29 protein-coding genes are annotated in these 19,826 nt (G+C 45.5%); 4 read left to right on the top strand and 25 right to left on the bottom strand.

Going from position 1 to position 19,826, the window contains the following annotated elements:
• The 4 genes from OCU60_RS01935 to cobA all read right to left on the bottom strand — a co-directional run bounded on the left by OCU60_RS01935 (position 1) and on the right by cobA (position 5,116).
• On the bottom strand, positions 1 to 1,725 hold the full coding sequence (locus OCU60_RS01935; protein ID WP_074372116.1) for an SLC13 family permease: 1,725 nt from the start codon (positions 1,723 to 1,725) through the stop codon (positions 1 to 3).
• 43 nt (positions 1,726 to 1,768) lie between these two features.
• Positions 1,769 to 3,196: a sulfate adenylyltransferase subunit CysN gene (gene cysN, locus OCU60_RS01930; protein WP_074372117.1), complete on the bottom strand. Its 1,428-nt coding sequence runs from the start codon at positions 3,194 to 3,196 to the stop codon at positions 1,769 to 1,771.
• Between the two features lie 17 nt (positions 3,197 to 3,213).
• Positions 3,214 to 4,161, bottom strand: coding sequence for a sulfate adenylyltransferase subunit CysD (gene cysD, locus OCU60_RS01925; RefSeq protein ID WP_228449019.1), 948 nt, complete (start codon positions 4,159 to 4,161; stop codon positions 3,214 to 3,216).
• 82 nt (positions 4,162 to 4,243) lie between these two features.
• The gene (gene cobA, locus OCU60_RS01920) at positions 4,244 to 5,116 is read right to left on the bottom strand and encodes a uroporphyrinogen-III C-methyltransferase (protein WP_074372119.1); all 873 of its coding nucleotides are present in this window, start codon (positions 5,114 to 5,116) and stop codon (positions 4,244 to 4,246) included.
• Positions 5,117 to 5,349: 233 nt separating this feature from the next.
• On the opposite strand from cobA, the gene OCU60_RS01915 reads away from it, so the two are divergent.
• A complete protein-coding gene (locus OCU60_RS01915) occupies positions 5,350 to 7,320 on the top strand; it encodes a bifunctional 2',3'-cyclic-nucleotide 2'-phosphodiesterase/3'-nucleotidase (protein WP_074372120.1) in 1,971 nt (656 codons plus the stop codon).
• 185 nt (positions 7,321 to 7,505) lie between these two features.
• Positions 7,506 to 7,961, top strand: a complete 456-nt coding sequence (locus OCU60_RS01910; protein ID WP_074372121.1) for a GNAT family N-acetyltransferase — start codon at positions 7,506 to 7,508, stop codon at positions 7,959 to 7,961.
• A 132-nt stretch (positions 7,962 to 8,093) separates the two neighbouring features.
• Here OCU60_RS01910 and OCU60_RS01905 read toward each other — a convergent pair whose 3' ends face one another.
• Positions 8,094 to 8,711: a LysM-like peptidoglycan-binding domain-containing protein gene (locus tag OCU60_RS01905; RefSeq protein WP_074372122.1), complete on the bottom strand. Its 618-nt coding sequence runs from the start codon at positions 8,709 to 8,711 to the stop codon at positions 8,094 to 8,096.
• Between the two features lie 229 nt (positions 8,712 to 8,940).
• Here OCU60_RS01905 and OCU60_RS01900 point away from each other — a divergent pair, with 229 nt between their 5' ends.
• Entirely contained in the window at positions 8,941 to 9,561 is a 621-nt protein-coding gene (locus OCU60_RS01900; protein WP_074372123.1) for an FKBP-type peptidyl-prolyl cis-trans isomerase, read from the top strand.
• A gap of 108 nt (positions 9,562 to 9,669) precedes the next feature.
• On the top strand, positions 9,670 to 10,164 hold the full coding sequence (locus OCU60_RS01895) for a DUF2780 domain-containing protein (RefSeq protein ID WP_074372124.1): 495 nt from the start codon (positions 9,670 to 9,672) through the stop codon (positions 10,162 to 10,164).
• A gap of 109 nt (positions 10,165 to 10,273) precedes the next feature.
• Here the strand turns inward: OCU60_RS01895 and rplQ are convergent, their stop codons facing one another.
• From rplQ to rplP, 20 genes are all read right to left on the bottom strand, one after another.
• On the bottom strand, positions 10,274 to 10,654 hold the full coding sequence (gene rplQ, locus OCU60_RS01890) for a 50S ribosomal protein L17 (RefSeq protein ID WP_021019666.1): 381 nt from the start codon (positions 10,652 to 10,654) through the stop codon (positions 10,274 to 10,276).
• 26 nt (positions 10,655 to 10,680) lie between these two features.
• Entirely contained in the window at positions 10,681 to 11,673 is a 993-nt protein-coding gene (locus OCU60_RS01885) for a DNA-directed RNA polymerase subunit alpha (RefSeq protein ID WP_038179109.1), read from the bottom strand.
• 24 nt (positions 11,674 to 11,697) lie between these two features.
• A complete protein-coding gene (gene rpsD / locus OCU60_RS01880; RefSeq protein WP_074372125.1) occupies positions 11,698 to 12,318 on the bottom strand; it encodes a 30S ribosomal protein S4 in 621 nt (206 codons plus the stop codon).
• Positions 12,319 to 12,345: 27 nt separating this feature from the next.
• Positions 12,346 to 12,735 (bottom strand): 30S ribosomal protein S11, encoded by a 390-nt coding sequence (gene rpsK, locus OCU60_RS01875; RefSeq protein ID WP_001118870.1) that lies wholly within the window; start codon positions 12,733 to 12,735, stop codon positions 12,346 to 12,348.
• 18 nt (positions 12,736 to 12,753) lie between these two features.
• Entirely contained in the window at positions 12,754 to 13,110 is a 357-nt protein-coding gene (rpsM, locus tag OCU60_RS01870) for a 30S ribosomal protein S13 (protein ID WP_021019663.1), read from the bottom strand.
• Between the two features lie 148 nt (positions 13,111 to 13,258).
• Positions 13,259 to 13,372 (bottom strand): 50S ribosomal protein L36, encoded by a 114-nt coding sequence (rpmJ, locus tag OCU60_RS01865; protein ID WP_000868186.1) that lies wholly within the window; start codon positions 13,370 to 13,372, stop codon positions 13,259 to 13,261.
• 27 nt (positions 13,373 to 13,399) lie between these two features.
• On the bottom strand, positions 13,400 to 14,737 hold the full coding sequence (gene secY, locus OCU60_RS01860) for a preprotein translocase subunit SecY (RefSeq protein ID WP_074372126.1): 1,338 nt from the start codon (positions 14,735 to 14,737) through the stop codon (positions 13,400 to 13,402).
• Between the two features lie 18 nt (positions 14,738 to 14,755).
• The gene (gene rplO / locus OCU60_RS01855; RefSeq protein ID WP_074372127.1) at positions 14,756 to 15,190 is read right to left on the bottom strand and encodes a 50S ribosomal protein L15; all 435 of its coding nucleotides are present in this window, start codon (positions 15,188 to 15,190) and stop codon (positions 14,756 to 14,758) included.
• 5 nt (positions 15,191 to 15,195) lie between these two features.
• A complete protein-coding gene (gene rpmD / locus OCU60_RS01850; protein WP_074372128.1) occupies positions 15,196 to 15,372 on the bottom strand; it encodes a 50S ribosomal protein L30 in 177 nt (58 codons plus the stop codon).
• Between the two features lie 5 nt (positions 15,373 to 15,377).
• On the bottom strand, positions 15,378 to 15,878 hold the full coding sequence (gene rpsE / locus OCU60_RS01845) for a 30S ribosomal protein S5 (protein ID WP_074372129.1): 501 nt from the start codon (positions 15,876 to 15,878) through the stop codon (positions 15,378 to 15,380).
• Between the two features lie 14 nt (positions 15,879 to 15,892).
• The gene (rplR, locus tag OCU60_RS01840) at positions 15,893 to 16,246 is read right to left on the bottom strand and encodes a 50S ribosomal protein L18 (RefSeq protein ID WP_021019658.1); all 354 of its coding nucleotides are present in this window, start codon (positions 16,244 to 16,246) and stop codon (positions 15,893 to 15,895) included.
• Between the two features lie 9 nt (positions 16,247 to 16,255).
• On the bottom strand, positions 16,256 to 16,789 hold the full coding sequence (gene rplF, locus OCU60_RS01835; RefSeq protein WP_074372130.1) for a 50S ribosomal protein L6: 534 nt from the start codon (positions 16,787 to 16,789) through the stop codon (positions 16,256 to 16,258).
• A 15-nt stretch (positions 16,790 to 16,804) separates the two neighbouring features.
• On the bottom strand, positions 16,805 to 17,197 hold the full coding sequence (gene rpsH, locus OCU60_RS01830) for a 30S ribosomal protein S8 (protein WP_074372131.1): 393 nt from the start codon (positions 17,195 to 17,197) through the stop codon (positions 16,805 to 16,807).
• A 29-nt stretch (positions 17,198 to 17,226) separates the two neighbouring features.
• Complete coding sequence (gene rpsN / locus OCU60_RS01825) at positions 17,227 to 17,532, bottom strand: 30S ribosomal protein S14 (protein ID WP_038179113.1); 306 nt, start codon at positions 17,530 to 17,532, stop codon at positions 17,227 to 17,229.
• 17 nt (positions 17,533 to 17,549) lie between these two features.
• Complete coding sequence (gene rplE, locus OCU60_RS01820; RefSeq protein ID WP_074372132.1) at positions 17,550 to 18,089, bottom strand: 50S ribosomal protein L5; 540 nt, start codon at positions 18,087 to 18,089, stop codon at positions 17,550 to 17,552.
• A gap of 23 nt (positions 18,090 to 18,112) precedes the next feature.
• Positions 18,113 to 18,430: a 50S ribosomal protein L24 gene (gene rplX, locus OCU60_RS01815; RefSeq protein WP_074372133.1), complete on the bottom strand. Its 318-nt coding sequence runs from the start codon at positions 18,428 to 18,430 to the stop codon at positions 18,113 to 18,115.
• A 12-nt stretch (positions 18,431 to 18,442) separates the two neighbouring features.
• Positions 18,443 to 18,814: a 50S ribosomal protein L14 gene (gene rplN, locus OCU60_RS01810; RefSeq protein ID WP_021019652.1), complete on the bottom strand. Its 372-nt coding sequence runs from the start codon at positions 18,812 to 18,814 to the stop codon at positions 18,443 to 18,445.
• 155 nt (positions 18,815 to 18,969) lie between these two features.
• Positions 18,970 to 19,224 carry a 30S ribosomal protein S17 gene (gene rpsQ, locus OCU60_RS01805; RefSeq protein ID WP_074372134.1) on the bottom strand — a complete coding sequence of 85 codons (255 nt, stop codon included), beginning with the start codon at positions 19,222 to 19,224 and terminating at the stop codon, positions 18,970 to 18,972.
• Positions 19,224 to 19,415, bottom strand: coding sequence for a 50S ribosomal protein L29 (rpmC, locus tag OCU60_RS01800; protein ID WP_074372135.1), 192 nt, complete (start codon positions 19,413 to 19,415; stop codon positions 19,224 to 19,226). Before rpmC ends, rpsQ begins: the two co-directional genes overlap by 1 nt.
• Positions 19,415 to 19,825, bottom strand: coding sequence for a 50S ribosomal protein L16 (gene rplP, locus OCU60_RS01795; protein ID WP_021019649.1), 411 nt, complete (start codon positions 19,823 to 19,825; stop codon positions 19,415 to 19,417). The genes rpmC and rplP overlap by 1 nt, the downstream gene beginning before the upstream one ends.
• Position 19,826 lies beyond the last annotated feature (1 nt).

Below are 19,826 nucleotides of genomic sequence, written 5' to 3'. Positions count from 1 at the left end.
TTAAAACGGAAAAAATACCGGAATTAAGGTCAGAACAAGTAAAGAGTAAACCAAAGAAATTGGAATACCGATTCTGACATAATCACTCATTTTGTAGTTACCGATACTATAGACCAGCAGATTGGTCTGATAACCATAGGGAGAAATAAAGCTTGCGCTGGCACCAAATAACACCGCCATAATAAATGGCATCGGATCGACACCATAGCCGACAGCCAGACTGTATCCCAATGGAAAAGCCAGCGCGGCGGCAGCATTGTTGGTGATCAGCTCAGTCAGAACCAAGGTAATCAGATAGGTTGCAACCAAGCCACCAAATACGCCCCAACCGTTCATGGTGTGAATAAAAAGATCCCCCATGCGTTGCGACAGTCCCGATGAAATCATCAACTGGGCAATCGATAATGCTGAACCGACAATCACGACAATATCGATAGGGAAACGACGGCGTAATTCACCAATTTGCACGATACCAAAGATAACTAACAGAATCAGATAGATCGCGAGTCCTTTGATAATCGGTAGCCAATGGAGCAATGCCGCACCAATCACCGCGGTAAAACCAAGTAATACCAGACTCGATTTATGGCTGTCTAAGCGGGCACTCGAATCCAAATCATTAATGAATAGGAATTCTCGATGCAGCGCTTGGCGTTGTGCTTCGAACTCTTTTCCCGGCACAAGTACCAACGTATCGCCAGCCGTCAATGTAATATTCCCCAGACCACCTTCCAGACGTTCATGCCCCCGACGAATGGCCACGACGACAGCATCAAAACGCTCGCGAAAATGACTGGATTTCAGGGTCTTATGACAAAAACTGGCCGAGGAACTCACAACGACTTCAACAAAATTCTGACCATTCAGATGATGCTGACCAAACAAGGTTAACCCTTTGATTTCCTGAAGTGTCGAAACACTTTCGATATCACCACAAAAGAGCAGCCGGTCCTGTGCCTGTAAGACAAAATCAGGTCCGACCGAAGGGACACTCTCACCGTTGCGAATGACCTCTGCTAAGAATAGCTTGCGTAACGCCCGCAGGTTATTTTCTGTAATGCTGCGTCCGACGAGCGGTGACTGATCACCGACAGTCGCTTCCAGAAAATAAGGTAATTCATCCTGCCCAGATTCATCATTATTCGGTAACAGATAGCTCAACGGAATCAGAATCAATACGCCCCCGAGAAGTACAGCCAGACCGATCATCGTCGGGGCGAAAAAGTCGAGACTAGGCAACCCCGCATCTTCAACAAAACTATTGATGATCAGATTGGTTGATGTACCAATCAAAGTCAGCGTACCACCAAAGATAGCCGTATAAGACAGCGGAATTAATAACTTTGACGGTGCATGTTGCTGATTGCGTTTAATCGCGCCAATCAAAGAAATAACGACTGCGGTGTTATTGGTGAAAGAAGAGAGAAAGGCGGTCGATAAACCCAGCTTCGCAATCACGGTACCGAGCCGCCCCTCAGAAATATTGCTACTGATCCAACTGATGAGTCGCGTCTTTTCCAGTCCGGCAGAAGCCAGAACCAACAAAATCAGCGTCAGTAGGGATGAGTTGGTGAAATTTGCGGCTAAGTCATTGATATCAATCAAACCTGCAATAAAAGTGATAAACGCAGCACCAGCAAAGATCAAACTCGGTTTGACTCGCGTAAGCAGCAAACAGGCAACCACACCGCACAGAATTGCAATTATCACGCCTTGTTCCCACATCACTCATCCCTCAGAAAAGGTGAAATTAACCCTTTCAAACAGCCTACTTCAGTAATTGACTGATATCTTGTGCACCCCAGTGTGGGAAGTGCTTACGAATCAGTGTATTCAGTTCCAGCTCAAATTCAGAGAAATCACTCTGCGTCTGAGTCACCGTTTGTAGGCTGTCACGAACCAGTCCTGCGCCAACGGTTACATTGGTCAGGCGGTCAATAATAATAAAGCCCCCCGTATCAGCACAGTCGAGATATTTATCGAGTGCGATCGCCTGGTTGAATCGCCATTCACATAAACCAATCCCATTAAGTGGCAAAGATTCGGCCGGATAAGTCGAGAGGTTATTGATATCGTACTGGTGACGGATCGAGGTCACCTGACCAATCGTTTTATGACCTGCAATTTTGATGTCGTAATCCCGGCCAGCCTGCAATGGTTGCTCTGTCATCCAAACCACGTCTGCCAATAAATGGTTGGTTGTATCGAGCTGGGCATCCTCAAGAACAATCAAATCACCACGGCTGATATCAATCTCATCATTCAGCGTTAGCGTCACGGCCTGACCGGCATGTGCCTGTTCCAAGTCACCATCAAAAGTCACGATACGGGCAACAGTAGAAGATTTACCAGACGGTAGCACCTTGACTTGATCGCCAATCCGGACAACACCCGATGCGACAGTACCGGCAAATCCACGAAAATCGAGATTCGGTCGATTAACATATTGCACAGGAAAACGAAATGCCCCCGTTCCTTTGAGCTGATCGACATCGACAGTTTCTAATAAATCCAGTAGAGAAGGGCCTTGATACCAATCCATATGCCGACTTTTATCAACGACATTATCCCCTTCCAACGCTGAAATCGGGATGATCTGAATATTCGTATCTCCCTGTAGATGTCGAGAGAATTCAAGATATTCTTGGCGAATGGCTTCAAAACGATCCTGAGAATAATCGACTAAATCCATCTTGTTGACCGCCACCACAAAGTGTCTCAAACCCAACAGATTGGAAATGAATGAGTGACGACGAGTCTGATCCAATACGCCTTTACGTGCATCAATCAGAATAATCGCTAAATCACATGTCGAAGCGCCGGTCGCCATATTGCGCGTGTACTGCTCATGTCCCGGCGTATCTGCGATAATGAACTTGCGTTTTTGCGTTGAAAAATAGCGATATGCGACATCAATGGTAATGCCTTGTTCGCGTTCGGCCTGCAAACCATCAACCAGTAGTGCCAGATCCGGACGTTCACCGGTTGTACCGACGCGCTGACTATCCGAGTGGACAGCCGCCAGTTGATCTTCATAGATCTGCTTTGAATCGTGAAGCAAACGACCGATCAACGTACTCTTACCGTCATCGACAGAACCACATGTCAGAAATCTAAGTAACGATTTGTGTTGGTGTTGATTCAAATAACCTTCAATACCTAACTCAGCTAACTGAGCTTGAACTGCACTATTCATAAACTTTCCCTCGCCCCTTAGAAGTAGCCCTGACGTTTTTTCAATTCCATGGATCCAGACTGATCATGGTCGATCGCTCGTCCTTGCCGCTCACTGGACGTTGCCACCAGCATCTCTTCAATAATTTCAGGCAATGTGCTTGCCGTCGATTCAATGGCTCCGGTCAGCGGATAACACCCGAGTGTCCGGAAACGGACTGATTTATTCTCGATCACTTCACCCGGTAAAATATCCATCCGGTCATCGTCAACCATGATTAACATCCCATCACGTTCAACGACAGGACGCTTTTCAGCGAAGTAAAGCGGCACAATATCAATGCCTTCCAGATAGATATATTGCCATATGTCCAGTTCAGTCCAGTTTGATAAAGGGAATACTCGAATACTCTCACCTTTGTTAATCTGCCCGTTATAGGTATGCCAGATCTCCGGACGCTGGTTTTTGGGATCCCAAGTATGATTCTTATCCCGGAATGAATAAACTCGCTCTTTGGCACGGGACTTTTCTTCATCCCGACGGGCGCCCCCGAATGCAGCATCAAATCCATATTGGTTCAATGCCTGCTTCAGGCCCTGAGTTTTCATAATATCGGTATGTTTGGAACTCCCGTGAACAAAGGGATTAATCCCCATTTCGAGTCCTTCTGGATTTTTATGTACCAGTAGCTCAAAGCCGTACTTTTGTGCGGTTTTATCACGGAATTCGATCATTTCACGAAACTTCCAGTTCGTATCGACATGCAGAAGCGGAAACGGAATTTTGCCCGGAGAGAAAGCCTTACGCGCCAGATGTAGCATCACCGATGAATCTTTTCCGATGGAATACATCATCACCGGGTTTCCGAATTCAGCCGCAACTTCACGAATAATGTGAATACTTTCAGCTTCTAGTTGTTTTAAATGTGTTAAGCGTTGTTGATCCATCTCTTGCTTCCTTTTTGACTCACAAGATGAGTGTGTTATGCAATTCGGTTTCTGAGTGAATAAATCATCCTGACTGAATCTGGACGACTGGATACATATTGATTGATACATACCCATTTATTTATGCATACAAAGAACGGGAAGTTGCTTCCTGTGTGCGGCTGAACCAATTGAGCTTTTCGGACAGTGAAACCACTTCACCAATCACAATTAAAGCGGGAGAATCGGCCTGAGCAGCTAACTGCGGCAAATGATCCAATGTGCCACGAAACAGCTTCTGCGCAGCTTGTGTTCCTCGTTCAATCACGGCAACAGGCGTCTCGGCATCCCGACCATGCTCAAGTAACTGCTCTTTGATATATCCGGATTTCATCAATCCCATATAGATCACCAGCGTCTGCCGTCCCCGAGCCAGCGTTGACCAATCCATTTCATCTTGCTCAGCACGGACATGACCCGTGACGAAAATGGCAGACTGAGCATAATCCCGGTGCGTCAGGGGAATCCCGGCATAGGCGGTTGCCCCAGCGGCTGCGGTAATACCGGGAACCACTTGAAAGCGAATGCCGGCATCGAACAAACTTTCCAGTTCTTCACCGCCTCGTCCAAAAATAAATGGGTCGCCGCCTTTAATCCGCACAACCCGGTGTCCCTGTCTGGCAAAATCGACCAATAGCTGATTGGTCTTATCCTGTGGCACACTATGATGTCCGGCTCGTTTGCCGACACACACCAGAATCGTACTGTCCGGTACCAGTGACATGATCTCCTCTGAGACCAAATAGTCATATAAAACAACATCAGCTTGCTGAAGAAAGCTAACCGCTTTGACGGTGAGTAATTCTGGGTCACCCGGGCCGGCACCGACCAATGCCACCTCTCCGGCCTGTAACTGAGATTTTGTGAAGTGGTAGCTGAGTGCTGACGCATCGACCTTCACAGACGAACGCACTTGTTTGACGGGTAAACGAGTCACTACCTGATCCTTTGCCATGACACACTCTATCTAAAATGAATAAGTGCATTATGGCGACCTCTACATATGACATGAAATTCTAAAATTTCATTTTTTATTCGAAAAGCTGATAAGGGACCATTTTTTTCAACAAAAAAGCCCAACAATATGTTGGATGATATACATCACAGTTTCTAACTCATTGAAATATAGGTTTCATCCATATTTGCTACATTAACCAGATTATTTACTTGTTATGGATCAGACAGCGTATGAAACAGCCAAAAAAAATTCTCGCACTGTCATTACTTAGTGAATTGCTGATACTTGCTTCATCAGCTCTCTCATTCTCAGTCAATGCAGAAACCATCCATCTTCGTGTCATAGAAACGACGGATATCCATGCCAATGTCATGGACTATGACTATTACAAAGACAAATCTTCAGACAAAATTGGTTTACTCCGGGCTGCGAGTCTTATCAAAAAGGCGCGTGAAGAGAATCCGAACTCACTTTTGATTGATAACGGCGATCTGATTCAGGGCAGTCCGATGGGTGACTACATGGCAGCCAAAGGCATCAAGGCGGGAGAAGTTCATCCGGTTTATAAAGCGATGAACCTCCTCGGTTACGAGGTCGGAAATATTGGTAACCACGAATTCAATTACGGACTCGGATACCTTAAAGAAACGCTTAACGATGCTAATTTCCCTTACATCAATGCCAATATATTTGACGCAAAAACGGATCAGCATTATTTCCGTCCTTACCTGATCAAATCATACACATTGACCGATACTGATGGAAAACCTCAGCAGTTGAAGGTTGGCTATATTGGCTTCGCTCCGCCTCAGATCATGGTGTGGGATAAGAAAAACTTAGCTGGCAATGTTTATACCAAAGATATCAAAGCCACAGCGAAAGCCCTGATTCCTCAAATGAAACAACAAGGTGCAGATATCATTGTTGCCATTCCCCATTCGGGAATCTCTACCACACCTTATCACGTCGGTGCTGAAAACTCGGTTTACTATCTCGCAGAAATCCCCGGTATTGATGCCATCGCTTTTGGTCACGCTCATGCGGTGTTCCCCGGCAAAGACTTTAGTCATCTGCCAGATGTGAATAACCAAAAGGGGACGATTCACGGCGTCGCAGCGGTAATGCCCGGGCGCTGGGGCAGCCATGTCGGTATTATTGATCTGACCGTGGAGAAGAAAAATCACCATTGGCAAGTAACTGACAGCCAATCGGAAGCGCGTCCGATTTATGACAATATCGCACATCATGCCTTAGTCTCCGCTGATGCTCAGCTTCGTCAAGCCGTCCAATCGGATCACCAGGCAACGCGACAATTCGTCAATCAACCTATCGGCCGAGCCAATGACAAAATGTATAGTTATCTGGCACTCGTTCAGGATGATCCGACCATTCAGATCGTCAATCTGGCACAGAAAGCCTACGTTGAAAAAATGATTCAGGGCGATCCGGACTTAGATGGACTGCCAGTCCTTTCCGCTGCTGCACCGTTTAAAGCCGGTGGCCGAAAAAATGATCCCACGAACTATACCGAAGTTGAATCCGGGCAGCTGACATTCCGCAATGCCGCTGATCTGTATCTTTATCCCAATACATTAGTGGCGCTCAAAATCACCGGACGAGAGCTGAAAGAATGGCTAGAATGCTCTGCGGGCCAGTTCAATCGTATCGATCCGACTCAAACCGCACCTCAATATCTCATCGATTGGGATGGGTTCAGAACCTACAACTTTGATGTAATTGATGGCATCAAGTATCAGATTGATGTCACGCAACCGGCCCGATATGATGGTGACTGTCAATTGGTTGCTCCCGATAGCAGACGAATTGTCAGTCTGTCTTATCAGGGGAAAGCGATCCCAGATAATCAAGTATTCCTGATTGCCACCAATAACTATCGCGCCTATAGCAACAAGTTTCCCGGAACCGGGGCTTCACATGTCGCTTTTGATGCACCAGATAAAAACCGGACAATTCTGGCCAATTACATTACTCAGATGAGTAAACAACACGGTGAAATTCATCCTAAAGCGGATAACAACTGGCGCTTAGCGCCGATTAAGGCAGCCAAAAATCTTGATATCCGCTTCGAGACGGCACCGGGAGACAAGGCTGCACAATTCATTCAGCAATATGGCCGTTACCCGATGAAGCAACTCATGACTGATGAGACCGGCTTCGCGGTTTATCAGATTCAGCTATAAGAATAGACCTCAATTGATGGCCGTACAGCCGTAGCGAGAGCAACGACTGTGCGGTCATGCTTTTGAGAGATTGACAGAAAAAACAGCGCCTTTGGTGACTCGTGGGGGGATATTTTTTAATGATAATCACATCATGTTGATGTAGATTGTCGAACATAACTTTCATTCACTCAGTCGGTACTTCGATGATAATCTGGCATCTGCTTCCCTTTTCCGAGCTGACAACGACACAGCTATACCAATTAATCAAACTACGGATTGACGTATTTGTTGTTGAACAAACCTGTCCTTATCCTGAATTAGACGACAAAGACCATATGCCCGGAGTCCATCACCTGCTGGGATATCAGGATGAAAAAATCATTGCCTGTGCGCGGTTAATGCCACCTGGTATTAGCTATCCGGGCAGTAGTATGGGTCGAATAGCAACCCATACCTGTGTTCGAGGAGCAGGTGTCGGACATCAATTACTGACTCATGCCATTGAGCGATGTGATCATCTATGGCCGGAGACACCGATTGAAATTGGTGCACAGGCACAATTAGAGACATTTTACCGCCAATATGGATTCGTTCAGACATCCGAACCTTATCTGGAAGATGGTATTTCACATATCGATATGAAGAGAATGCCTCAGTAAATCTCCTTCCAAGCAAGCATCAACACGATGCTCACTTTACGGATATACCAAACGTTACAATAGATGAGGGGTCATGGCGCCTATTACGATTCCCCCTCATATCGCTTCGTTCAATCGATTTTCTTGCTGACGTTATTTACTCCGACCAAATCCACCATTGGATAAACGGAAGAACATGATCGATTGATCCTTTTGTTCGATTTGCAAAATATCCAGATCACCTTTATTCGTCAGCTTATAACGAATCAATTGTCCCGGCTTGATATTACTGAGTGGCTTATCAGAACCCTCGACCTGAACAAGATCATTCAAATCAGCCAATGATAAATCGTTGGTACGGAACACCTTAGAAAGCGTGTCACCATTTTTTACCGTATAGTTAACCCATGTCGTTGTACGAGGTTCTGAAGCCGGTTTCGCCGCTTTCGGGGATGCGACAGGTTCAGTGGGTTCCTTCAGGCTATCGGGATCAAGCGCCAGTGCAACACGCTGCTCGCCAGCTGACTGCTCCACAATCGTCTGTTCAGATGCAACGGGCTCCTCTTTCGGCCAAGGCGTCAAAACGAGAAGCATGACCACTGGCACCAAAACCATCAGTAAACGTTGATGCAATTTCGGTAATTCACACCATAGACCACGACACGGTCTGACAACGGACTGAAATGACTGCTGAAAATTCATAGCTGACCATTTGCTCTGAACAACAGCAAGATAGCCACCTTGCACCTTTTTTTCCTGTCGGCGATTCACGAATTAACATCTCCCATGCTTATTCCAGCTAGTATAAAAACTCGCGCTTAATGAGTATAGGGGAATCACTGCTATAACTAAAATGTTGACACAATCTTGAAAAAATTTCACTTAAGTTTGAAGATATGTCACATCAAACTATGCAATGAAATATTCTCCCCGTTCTTCATTTCATCATCTACTAATAACTGTTATTCTCTAGCGTTTTAACGCAAAAGAGTGACAGTTTATGTCTGACGTACAACTTGAAACAAACGAACAGAAGGCAAGCTACGGTATTGGTTTGCAAATGGGCCAACAGCTTGCTGGTAGCGGTTTAGAAGGACTCAGTGTTGATGCGCTCGCTGCTGGTATTGCGACAGCATTAACTGGTGACATGCCAGCAATTGAAATCGACGATATTAATCAGGCATTGCAAGCCGTTCATGCCAAAGCTCAAGAAACGCGTGAATCTGCAGCGAAAGTTGCTGCCGCTGATGGCGAAGCGTTCCTGAAAGATAACGCACTCCGTCCTGAAGTGACTGTTTTAGAATCAGGTCTTCAGTATGAAATCGTGACAGAGGGTACAGGTGAAGTACCGACTTCTGATAAGACTGTTCGTGTTCATTATCATGGTCAACTAACCGATGGTTCGGTATTCGATAGCTCTGTAACTCGTGGTCAGCCAGTCGAATTCCCAGTAACGGGTGTGATTAAAGGTTGGGTAGAAGCACTACAAATCATGCCTGTCGGTTCAAAGTGGAAACTTTATATTCCTCAAGATCTTGCTTATGGTGAGCGTGGTGCTGGTGCGGCGATCCCACCATACGCAGCGTTGGTCTTTGAAGTCGAATTACTCGACATTCTGTAAGCGAATCAGCTATCAATAAATTAGCAAAGAATTAACATCAAGCGGTGCTCAGCACCGCTTTTTTTATCTAAACTGAATCATCAGCTCACAATAATGGAAATACCATTCATGACAACAACACGCACTCTGGTGTGGACGCTGATGTTAAGTACCACACTGACATCCCCAAGTTACGCTTTTTTCAAACTCGGCAATCATACCGAAGAGCTTAGTAGCACAATCGGCAAAACGCTTGGACTGACAGGAAGCAGTTCAACACTGATTTCACAGGTAGCAGCACAGCTTCCGGTCTCCGGTCAGCAAGCAACCGGCGGGGTTGGTGCATTATTGTCACTGGCTCAAAATCGATTGTCCGATCAGAATAATACTGAATTGAATCAACTCATTCCCGGAATGGAAAATCTATCAAGTCTAAATCAAACCGGAATAAAGAATGGCTTATCAGATATAAATGATATGACTGCGGTCATCAGCTCTTTCAAACAGCTGGGGTTGAGTCCGGATATGGTGTCAAAATTCGTCCCTCTTATCTTAAAATATCTCAATACTCGGGGCGCAAGTGAAGGATTAATGAGCTCGCTCACTCAGTTATGGCAGCAGTAATTCAAGGGGAGATGTAATGATTAGAAAAAGAATTCCCACTATCTAAGCAGTCATTCAAGGATAATAAAAAAGCCGAGCATATGCTCGGCTTTCCTAAATGACGAACTGATTACTCAGCAGCTTCAGCAGCTTCTGGGCGATCAACCAGCTCAATGTATGCCATTGGAGCTTTGTCACCTGCACGGAAACCACACTTTAGAATACGAGTGTAGCCACCTTGACGAGCAGCGAAACGTGGACCTAGTTCGTTAAATAATTTTGCAACGACTTCGTTATCACGAGTTCGAGCAAATGCTAGACGACGATTAGCAACACTGTCAGTCTTAGCTAGTGTAATCAAAGGCTCAACTACGCGACGTAGCTCTTTAGCTTTAGGCAAAGTAGTCTTGATAACTTCATGACGTACCAAAGAGCTAGCCATGTTGCTAAACATCGCTTTGCGATGACTGCTGTTGCGGTTGAGTTGACGACCACTCTTACGATGGCGCATGACCAAATCCTTCTAACTTGTATCGATTAATCTTCAGCGATAGATGCTGGCGGCCAGTTTTCTAGGCGCATACCCAGAGAAAGACCACGTGATGCAAGCACGTCTTTAATCTCTGTCAAAGATTTCTTACCGAGGTTAGGTGTTTTAAGTAATTCTACCTCAGTACGCTGTACTAGATCACCGATGTAGTGAATCGCTTCTGCTTTCAAACAGTTAGCAGAGCGAACTGTTAGTTCAAGATCGTCTACAGGACGCAATAGGATCGGATCGAATTCAGGCTTCTCTTCTTTCTCCTCAGGAACTCGTACATCACGTAGATCTACGAATGCATCCAACTGTTCAGCAAGTATTGTTGCTGCACGGCGGATAGCTTCCTCTGGTTCGATTGTGCCATTTGTTTCCATATCGATGACAAGCTTGTCTAAGTCAGTACGCTGTTCTACACGTGCTGCTTCTACAGTATAGGCGATTTTATCCACCGGGCTGTAGGTAGCATCAACAAGTAGGCGACCAATTGGACGATCATCTTCATCTGTATGGATACGAGCAGAAGCCGGAACATAACCACGACCACGTTGAACCTTGATGCGCATTGCGACCTCAGCATTGTCATCATTAAGATGACAAATAACGTGCTCAGGGTTTACGATCTCAACATCACCATCATGAGTGATGTCACCTGCAACAACAGGGCCCGAGCCTGATTTGTTCAGTGTAATGAACACTTCATCTTTGCCTTCGGCAACGCGAACAGCTAAACCCTTCAGGTTCAGAAGGATCTCTAGGATATCCTCTTGAACACCTTCTTTGGTGCTGTACTCGTGTAGTACGCCTTCAATTTCAACTTCAGTCACGGCACAACCTGGCATAGACGAAAGAAGAATACGGCGAAGTGCATTACCCAGAGTATGGCCGAAACCACGCTCTAACGGCTCAAGAGTTACTTTTGCGTGTGTCGTGCTGATTTGTTCGATATCAACAAGACGTGGCTTAAGAAATTCTGTTACAGAACCCTGCATTGTGTCCTCTCTTTAATTTAAACCTTACTTAGAGTAAAGCTCGACGATCAATTGTTCGTTGATGTCAGCTGATAGATCTGAACGTTCTGGCAAACGCTTGAACGTACCTTCCATTTTGCTGCCATCCACTTCAATCCAAGTTGGTTTTTCGCGTTGTTCTGCAACTTCTATAGCTGCCGTGATACGAGATTGCTTTTTAGCTTTCTCACGCACTGCAACAACGTCGTCTGCCGTAACATTGAAAGAAGGAATGTTTACTACTTTACCGTTAACCAGAATAGCTTTGTGACTAACTAGCTGACGAGCTTCTGAGCGAGTTGCCCCAAAGCCCATACGGTAAACAACATTATCCAAACGACCTTCAAGAAGCTGAAGTAGGTTTTCACCAGTGTTGCCTTTTAAACGGGCTGCTTCTTTATAGTAGTTACGGAATTGTTTTTCAAGAACGCCGTACATACGACGTACTTTTTGCTTCTCACGAAGCTGAACGCCATAATCAGATAGACGACCGCGACGAGCGCCGTGTACACCTGGTGCGTTATCTATTTTACACTTGGTATCTATCGCACGAATACCTGACTTAAGGAATAAGTCGGTACCCTCGCGGCGGCTAAGCTTCAGCTTAGGACCCAAATATCTTGCCATGATCTTTCTCCAATCTTCCTCGAAACGTTAAACGCGACGTTTCTTAGGTGGACGACAACCGTTATGAGGGATTGGTGTCGCATCAACAATGTTTGTGATACGAAAACCAGCAGCGTTCAGTGCGCGAACTGTTGATTCACGACCTGGACCTGGACCCTTCACCATAACTTCCAGATTCTTAAGGCCATATTCTTTAGCCATTTCAGCACAACGCTCGGCAGCAACCTGTGCAGCGAACGGAGTAGACTTACGAGAACCACGGAAACCAGAACCGCCAGCTGTTGCCCAAGCTAGAGCATTACCTTGACGATCAGTAATGGTTACGATTGTGTTGTTAAAAGATGCATGGATATGCGCCACGCCATCTGCGACTTGCTTGCGTACGCGCTTACGTGCGCGAGTTGGTTGTTTAGCCATTGTACTCTACCTTCCCGATTATTTCTTGATCGGCTTACGCGGACCCTTACGGGTGCGAGCGTTGGTTTTAGTACGCTGTCCACGTAGAGGTAGACTGCGACGATGACGAAGACCACGATAACAACCAAGGTCCATAAGACGCTTGATGTTCATTGATACTTCACGACGTAGATCACCTTCTACAGTGTACTTAGCTACACCATCACGCAGTTGATCGATCTGCTCTTCAGTTAGTTCACTGATCTTAACACTTTCAGCAATGCTCAGTTCAGCCAAGATAGCTTGTGAACGAGTCTTACCGATGCCGTAGATTGCAGTTAATGCAATAACAGCATGTTTATGATCAGGAATGTTAATGCCAGCTATACGGGCCACTATTCACTCCTAGTACTTTCATCAAAGAATTATCCGCAACAGAGCCCGTAGAGGATACGTTGCGGGATACTACTTCTTTTGCACGCAAAAGGTAGGCCGAGGAATATACTCGACCGACCTTGTTTTTTCAAGTAAAAAATTCTGCTAATTAGCCTTGGCGTTGCTTATGCTTTGGCTCACTGCAAATCACGCGAACAACACCGTTACGCTTGATAACTTTGCAGTTACGGCAGATCTTTTTAACGGAAGCACGAACTTTCATTGCTAAACTCCGTGAGAGAAATCTGAATTAACGGCCGTAGCCTTTCAGATTTGCTTTTTTCAACACAGAATCATATTGACTTGACATCATATGAGTCTGTACCTGTGCCATAAAGTCCATAATAACCACAACTACAATCAGTAGTGAGGTGCCGCCAAAATAGAAACGTACATTCCAAGCGACCATCATGAACTGAGGGATCAGACAGATAAAGGTAATGTATAACGCACCAGCTAAGGTTAGACGCGTCATTACTTTATCAATATATCTGGCAGTCTGCTCACCTGGGCGGATACCGGGTACGAACGCACCAGACTTCTTCAAATTATCTGCTGTTTCACGTGGGTTGAATACCAACGCAGTATAAAAGAAACAGAAAAAGATAATTGCAACTGCATAAAGTATTACATACAACGGTTGACCAGGGCTCAGTGCCAGAGACACTTTCGTCAGCCAGCTAAACGCTGAACCTTCACCACCACTATTACCAAACCATTGTGCTAATGTCCCTGGGAACAAAATAATACTTGATGCAAAGATTGCTGGAATTACCCCTGCCATATTAATTTTCAATGGCAAATGGGTACTCTGTGCTGCGAAGACTTTGCGACCTTGTTGACGTTTTGCGTAGTTAACAACGATACGACGCTGACCACGCTCCATAAAGACAACAAAATAAATCACAGCAAAAGAGATTACCGCAATCAACAGGAGAAGAAGCACATGCAATTCACCTTGACGCGCTTGCTCAATCGTTTGTCCGATTGCCTTAGGCAGACCAGCAACAATACCTGCAAATATCAGTAATGAAATACCATTACCAATACCCCGCTCAGTAATCTGTTCACCTAACCACATTAAGAACATGGTACCGGTTACTAGACTCACTGTTGCGATGAACGTAAACATGGTTTGATCGATAACGACCAGATTAGAGACCATGTTTGGTAGTCCTGTCGCAATCCCAAGAGCTTGGAATGTTGCAAGTACAAGCGTGCCGTAACGCGTATATTGGCTAATCTTACGACGCCCTGCTTCACCCTCTTTCTTGAGTTCAGCTAACGCGGGATGAACTACAGTTAGCAACTGGACAACAATCGATGCCGAAATATATGGCATGATTCCCAGCGCTAATATAGATGCACGCGAAAGAGCACCACCGGAGAACATGTTAAACATTTCTACGATGGTCCCTTTTTGCTGTTCGAACAAATCGGCTAGTACAGCTGCGTCAATACCAGGAATCGGCACAAAAGAGCCAGCTCGGAATACGAGAAGCGCACCTAATACGAATAACAAGCGCGACTTCAATTCACTTAAGCCGCTCTGAGTACTACGAAGATCTTGTCCTGGTTTCTTAGCCATCTGTACCTCGTTTCGAGATTATTCCTCGATTTTTCCGCCTGCAGCTTCGATTGCAGCTTTAGCGCCTTTAGTTACGCGTAAACCTTTCACTGTAACAACTTTGTTGATCTCACCAGAAAGAACGATTTTTACATTCTCAATGTTTTTAGTCACAACATTTGCTGCCTTCAGGCTGTTCAGGTCAACAACTTCGCTTGTTACTTTCGCTAATTCACTTAGACGAACTTCAGCAGACACTAAACTCTTACGAGAAGTGAAGCCGAATTTTGGCAAGCGTTGTTTCAAAGGCATTTGTCCGCCTTCAAAACCTGCACGAACTTTACCGCCAGAGCGTGATTTTTGACCTTTGTGGCCACGACCACCTGTTTTACCCAGGCCAGATCCGATACCACGACCTAAACGCTTCTTAGAAGGCTTAGAACCCGCAGCCGGAGATAGAGTATTCAAACGCATTCTGATTACTCCTCAACTTTAACCATGTATTGAACTTTATTGATCATACCACGTATACATGGTGTATCTTCAAGTTCAACAGTGTGGTTGATACGACGAAGGCCTAGACCACGCAAAGTAGCTTTATGCTTTGGTAGGCGACCAATTGAGCTTTTAGTTTGAGTTACTTTAATAGTTGCCATGGTGCTTACTCCGAAATCGATTCAACAGTTAGACCACGTTTAGCTGCAACCATTTCTGGTGACTTCATGCTACCCAAAGCATCAATCGTTGCACGAACGATGTTGATTGGGTTTGTTGAGCCATACGCTTTTGACAAAACGTTATGTACACCTGCAACTTCAAGTACAGCACGCATCGCACCACCGGCGATAACACCCGTACCTTCAGCAGCTTGCTGCATATAAACTTTAGAGCCCGAGTGGCGACCTTTTACCGGGTGGAAAAGTGTGCCTTCGTTCAGCGCGATTGTAATCATGTTACGACGCGCTTTTTCCATTGCTTTTTGAATCGCAGCAGGTACTTCACGGGCTTTGCCGTAACCGAAACCTACGCGACCATTACCATCACCAACAACTGTTAGTGCAGTAAAGCTCATGATCCGACCACCTTTAACCGTTTTAGAAACACGGTTAACAGCGATTAATTTTTCTTGCAAATCACTCGCTTGTTGTAAATCTTTAGCCATCTTCCAACCCTACCTTAGAATTTCAGACCAGCTTCGCGAGCAGATTCTGCTAGCGCTGCTACTCGACCGTGGTATTGGAAACCGGAACGATCAAAAGCAACTTCTGACACGCCTTTTTCCAGAGCGCGTTCAGCAATAGCTTTACCTACCGCTTGTGCTGCTTCGATGTTTCCAGTGAATTTCAATTGCTCACGGATCGCTTTTTCTACAGTAGAAGCTGCAGCGATAACCTCAGAGCCATTAGATGCGATAACCTGCGCGTACACGTGACGAGGAGTACGGTGTACAACTAGGCGAGTGGCACCCAGTTCTGCAATCTTACGACGTGCACGAGTGGCACGACGGATGCGAGATGCTTTCTTATCCATAGTGTTACCTTACTTCTTCTTAGCTTCTTTAGTACGCACATTTTCATCTGCGTAACGAACACCCTTACCTTTGTAAGGTTCAGGCTCACGGTAAGCACGAATATCAGCCGTAACTTGACCCACAAGTTGTTTATCACAACCGGTGATAGTAATTTCAGTTTGGCTTGGACACTCCGCTTTAATTCCTGCTGGCAATTCATGTTCAACAGGGTGAGAGAAGCCCAGTGTCAGAGCTACAGCATTGCCTTTCATTGAGGCACGGTAACCAACACCTTTTAGTACAAGCTTCTTCGTAAAGCCTTCCGTCACACCGACAACCATGTTGTTCACTAGTGCACGAGCAGTACCTGCCTGTGCCCAAGCATTCGCAACACCTTCACGAGGTCCGAAAGTCAGGTTACTTTCTTCTTGAGCAATCACAACTGCGTTATTCAACACGCGAGTTAGTTCACCCTTTGCACCTTTCACAGTGATCTCTTGGCCGTTTAATTTCACCTCTACGCCAGCTGGAATAGCGACAGGTGCTTTAGCAACACGAGACATATCCTACTCCTATAATTAAGCTACGTAGCAAATGATTTCACCACCAAGACCTGCTTTACGGGCAGCACGGTCTGACATCAGACCCTTGGAAGTGGATACAACAGCAACACCCAAACCGCCCATCACAGATGGCAGCTCGTCTTTTCTTTTATAGACGCGCAGGCCAGGACGTGAAACACGTTTGATTTGCTCGATAACTGGTTTCGCTTGAAAATATTTCAGCGTAACTTCCAGTTCAGGTTTTACATCGCCTTCAACAGCGAAATCTTCGACATAACCTTCAGCTTTCAGAAGTGCAGCAATTGCAACTTTCAGCTTTGAAGAAGGCATTTTTACAGCAACTTTGTTTGCTGCCTGACCGTTACGAATACGGGTCAGCATATCCGAAATCGGATCTTGCATGCTCATAAACTTTACTCCAAATGATTAAGTGGCAATTACCAGCTAGCCTTACGAAGTCCAGGAATCTCGCCTTTCATGCAAGCTTCACGAACTTTAATACGGCTTAAACCGAACTTACGTAGGTAACCATGTGGACGACCAGTTTGGTTACAACGGTTACGCTGACGTGATGCACTTGAATCACGAGGAAGTGTTTGAAGTTTCAGAACAGCATCCCAACGTTCTTCTTCAGATACGTTTACGTCGCTGATAGTAGCTTTTAACGCAGCACGCTTTTCAGCATACTGAGCGACAAGCTTTGCACGTTTTACTTCACGTGCTTTCATTGATTGTTTAGCCATAACAGTAACCCTTCACCTTACTTGCGGAATGGGAAGTTAAAGGCAGCCAGCAGAGCACGGCCTTCCTCATCAGTGGACGCACTAGTCGTGATTGTTACATCAAGACCACGAACACGGTCGACTTTATCGTAGTCGATTTCCGGGAAGATGATTTGCTCGCGAACGCCCATGCTGTAGTTACCGCGACCATCAAAAGATTTCGCGCTAACACCACGGAAGTCACGTACACGTGGTAGAGCGATAGAAATCAAACGCTCCAAAAAATCCCACATACGTTCGCCACGCAAGGTTACTTTACAACCAATTGGGTAGCCTTCACGGATTTTGAAACCTGCAACAGATTTGCGAGCTTTTGTGACAAGAGGCTTTTGACCAGAAATGGCCGCCATGTCAGATGCTGCATTCTCAAGCAGTTTCTTATCGTTGATAGCTTCACCAACGCCCATATTTAGGGTGATTTTATCAATCCTAGGGACTTGCATGACGCTTGTGTAACCGAACTGTTTGGCCAGTTCAGCGACTACAGACGACTTGTAGTAATCATGCAGTTTCGCCATAGTAGAACTCCAAATTACGTCTATTAGTTAGAAATGGTTTCACCGTTAGATTTGAAGAAACGGACTTTCTTGCCGTCTTCAAAACGGAAACCGACACGGTCCGCTTTACCAGTAGCTGCATTGAAGATTGCAACGTTAGAAGCTTCGATTGCTGCTTCTTGTTCAACGATTCCACCTTGAACACCCATAGCCGGTACAGGCTTCTGGTGTTTTTTCACAAGGTTGATGCCTTCAACAATAACTTTACCAGTTCCAAGAACCTTAGTTACTTTACCTTTCTTGCCTTTGTCTTTACCGGCAAGAACAACGATTTCGTCATTACGACGGATTTTAGCTGCCATCTCAGTGCTCCCTTACAATACTTCTGGAGCCAGTGAAACAATCTTCATAAACTTCGCATTACGAAGCTCACGAGTCACTGGACCAAAGATACGTGTACCGACTGGTTGCTCAGTATTGTTATTCAACAATACACAAGCGTTACGGTCGAAGCGAATGACAGAACCGTCTGGACGACGTACGCCTTTACGGGTGCGAACTACCACCGCCTTCAGGACATCACCCTTTTTTACTTTACCGCGTGGAATTGCTTCTTTGACGGTAACTTTGATGATGTCGCCGATATGTGCGTAACGACGGTGAGAGCCACCCAGAACCTTAATACACATTACGCTGCGAGCGCCTGAGTTATCAGCTGCGTCCAGCATACTTTGCATTTGGATCATGTTAGTGCTCCGCTAAATATTAAAACTAGACCCTCTCGGGTCGGGCTGCCTTTAAAAAGGGAGGCGAATTGTAACACCCTTTTTTCAGATTGGGTAGTCAAAAAACAAACGGCTCCAAAAATAATTGGAGCCGTTTCTTGATTGAAAAACAAAAGTTAAACTTTTGCTTTTTCTACCACTTTCACCAAAGTCCAAGACTTAGTCTTAGACAATGGACGGCACTCACAAATTTCAACGGTATCGCCTTGGCCACACTCGTTGTTTTCGTCATGTGCGTGAATTTTAGTCGTGCGTTTAACAAACTTACCGTAAATTGGATGTTTTACGAAACGTTCGATAACAACAACGATAGACTTATCCATCTTGTCGCTAACAACACGACCAAGTTGAGTACGAATTTTGTCGCTCATTATGCGCCTGCCTTCTCAGTCAAAACAGTTTTCACACGTGCGATATCACGGCGTACAGCTTTCAGAGTATGAGTCTGCTGTAGTTGACCAGTCGCTGCTTGCATACGCAAGTTGAACTGTTCACGTAGCAAATTCAATAGCTCAGCATTCAGCTCTTCAGCGTTCTTTTCGCGTAGATCTTGTGCTTTCATCACATCACCTGCTTAGTTACGAAAGTAGTCTTGAACGGAAGTTTTGCAGCTGCAAGCGCAAAAGCTTCACGTGCCAATTCTTCAGGTACACCATCCATTTCGTACATAACCTTACCAGGTTGGATTTGGGCTACCCAGTACTCAACGTTACCTTTACCCTTACCTTGACGAACTTCAAGTGGTTTTTCTGTGATAGGCTTATCTGGGAATACACGAATCCAGATTTTACCTTGACGCTTAACGTGACGTGTCATCGCACGACGAGCCGCTTCGATCTGACGAGCAGTCAAACGACCACGGCCGACAGCTTTCAAACCAAATGTACCGAAAGAAACATCAGTACCTTTAGCTAGACCACGGTTGCGACCAGTATGAACCTTACGGAACTTTGTACGTTTAGGTTGTAGCATC

The organism is Vibrio spartinae (assembly GCF_024347135.1).
Lineage (GTDB): Bacteria > Pseudomonadota > Gammaproteobacteria > Enterobacterales > Vibrionaceae > Vibrio > Vibrio spartinae.
The sequence above is the reverse complement of the archived record's forward strand: the minus strand, read 5'-3'. Positions and strand labels throughout refer to the sequence as shown.

Coding starts and splice junctions, on each gene's coding strand:
- OCU60_RS01935 (WP_074372116.1), bottom strand. CDS start 1,725: ATGTGGGAACAAGGCGTGATAATTGCAATTCTGTGCGGTGTGGTTGCC.
- cysN (WP_074372117.1), bottom strand. CDS start 3,196: ATGAATAGTGCAGTTCAAGCTCAGTTAGCTGAGTTAGGTATTGAAGGT.
- cobA (WP_074372119.1), bottom strand. CDS start 5,116: ATGGCAAAGGATCAGGTAGTGACTCGTTTACCCGTCAAACAAGTGCGT.
- OCU60_RS01915 (WP_074372120.1), top strand. CDS start 5,350: ATGAAACAGCCAAAAAAAATTCTCGCACTGTCATTACTTAGTGAATTG.
- OCU60_RS01910 (WP_074372121.1), top strand. CDS start 7,506: ATGATAATCTGGCATCTGCTTCCCTTTTCCGAGCTGACAACGACACAG.
- OCU60_RS01900 (WP_074372123.1), top strand. CDS start 8,941: ATGTCTGACGTACAACTTGAAACAAACGAACAGAAGGCAAGCTACGGT.
- OCU60_RS01895 (WP_074372124.1), top strand. CDS start 9,670: ATGACAACAACACGCACTCTGGTGTGGACGCTGATGTTAAGTACCACA.
- rplQ (WP_021019666.1), bottom strand. CDS start 10,654: ATGCGCCATCGTAAGAGTGGTCGTCAACTCAACCGCAACAGCAGTCAT.
- OCU60_RS01885 (WP_038179109.1), bottom strand. CDS start 11,673: ATGCAGGGTTCTGTAACAGAATTTCTTAAGCCACGTCTTGTTGATATC.
- rpsD (WP_074372125.1), bottom strand. CDS start 12,318: ATGGCAAGATATTTGGGTCCTAAGCTGAAGCTTAGCCGCCGCGAGGGT.
- rpsK (WP_001118870.1), bottom strand. CDS start 12,735: ATGGCTAAACAACCAACTCGCGCACGTAAGCGCGTACGCAAGCAAGTC.
- rpmJ (WP_000868186.1), bottom strand. CDS start 13,372: ATGAAAGTTCGTGCTTCCGTTAAAAAGATCTGCCGTAACTGCAAAGTT.
- secY (WP_074372126.1), bottom strand. CDS start 14,737: ATGGCTAAGAAACCAGGACAAGATCTTCGTAGTACTCAGAGCGGCTTA.
- rplO (WP_074372127.1), bottom strand. CDS start 15,190: ATGCGTTTGAATACTCTATCTCCGGCTGCGGGTTCTAAGCCTTCTAAG.
- rpmD (WP_074372128.1), bottom strand. CDS start 15,372: ATGGCAACTATTAAAGTAACTCAAACTAAAAGCTCAATTGGTCGCCTA.
- rpsE (WP_074372129.1), bottom strand. CDS start 15,878: ATGGCTAAAGATTTACAACAAGCGAGTGATTTGCAAGAAAAATTAATC.
- rplR (WP_021019658.1), bottom strand. CDS start 16,246: ATGGATAAGAAAGCATCTCGCATCCGTCGTGCCACTCGTGCACGTCGT.
- rplF (WP_074372130.1), bottom strand. CDS start 16,789: ATGTCTCGTGTTGCTAAAGCACCTGTCGCTATTCCAGCTGGCGTAGAG.
- rpsH (WP_074372131.1), bottom strand. CDS start 17,197: ATGAGCATGCAAGATCCGATTTCGGATATGCTGACCCGTATTCGTAAC.
- rpsN (WP_038179113.1), bottom strand. CDS start 17,532: ATGGCTAAACAATCAATGAAAGCACGTGAAGTAAAACGTGCAAAGCTT.
- rplE (WP_074372132.1), bottom strand. CDS start 18,089: ATGGCGAAACTGCATGATTACTACAAGTCGTCTGTAGTCGCTGAACTG.
- rplX (WP_074372133.1), bottom strand. CDS start 18,430: ATGGCAGCTAAAATCCGTCGTAATGACGAAATCGTTGTTCTTGCCGGT.
- rplN (WP_021019652.1), bottom strand. CDS start 18,814: ATGATCCAAATGCAAAGTATGCTGGACGCAGCTGATAACTCAGGCGCT.
- rpsQ (WP_074372134.1), bottom strand. CDS start 19,224: ATGAGCGACAAAATTCGTACTCAACTTGGTCGTGTTGTTAGCGACAAG.
- rpmC (WP_074372135.1), bottom strand. CDS start 19,415: ATGAAAGCACAAGATCTACGCGAAAAGAACGCTGAAGAGCTGAATGCT.
- rplP (WP_021019649.1), bottom strand. CDS start 19,825: ATGCTACAACCTAAACGTACAAAGTTCCGTAAGGTTCATACTGGTCGC.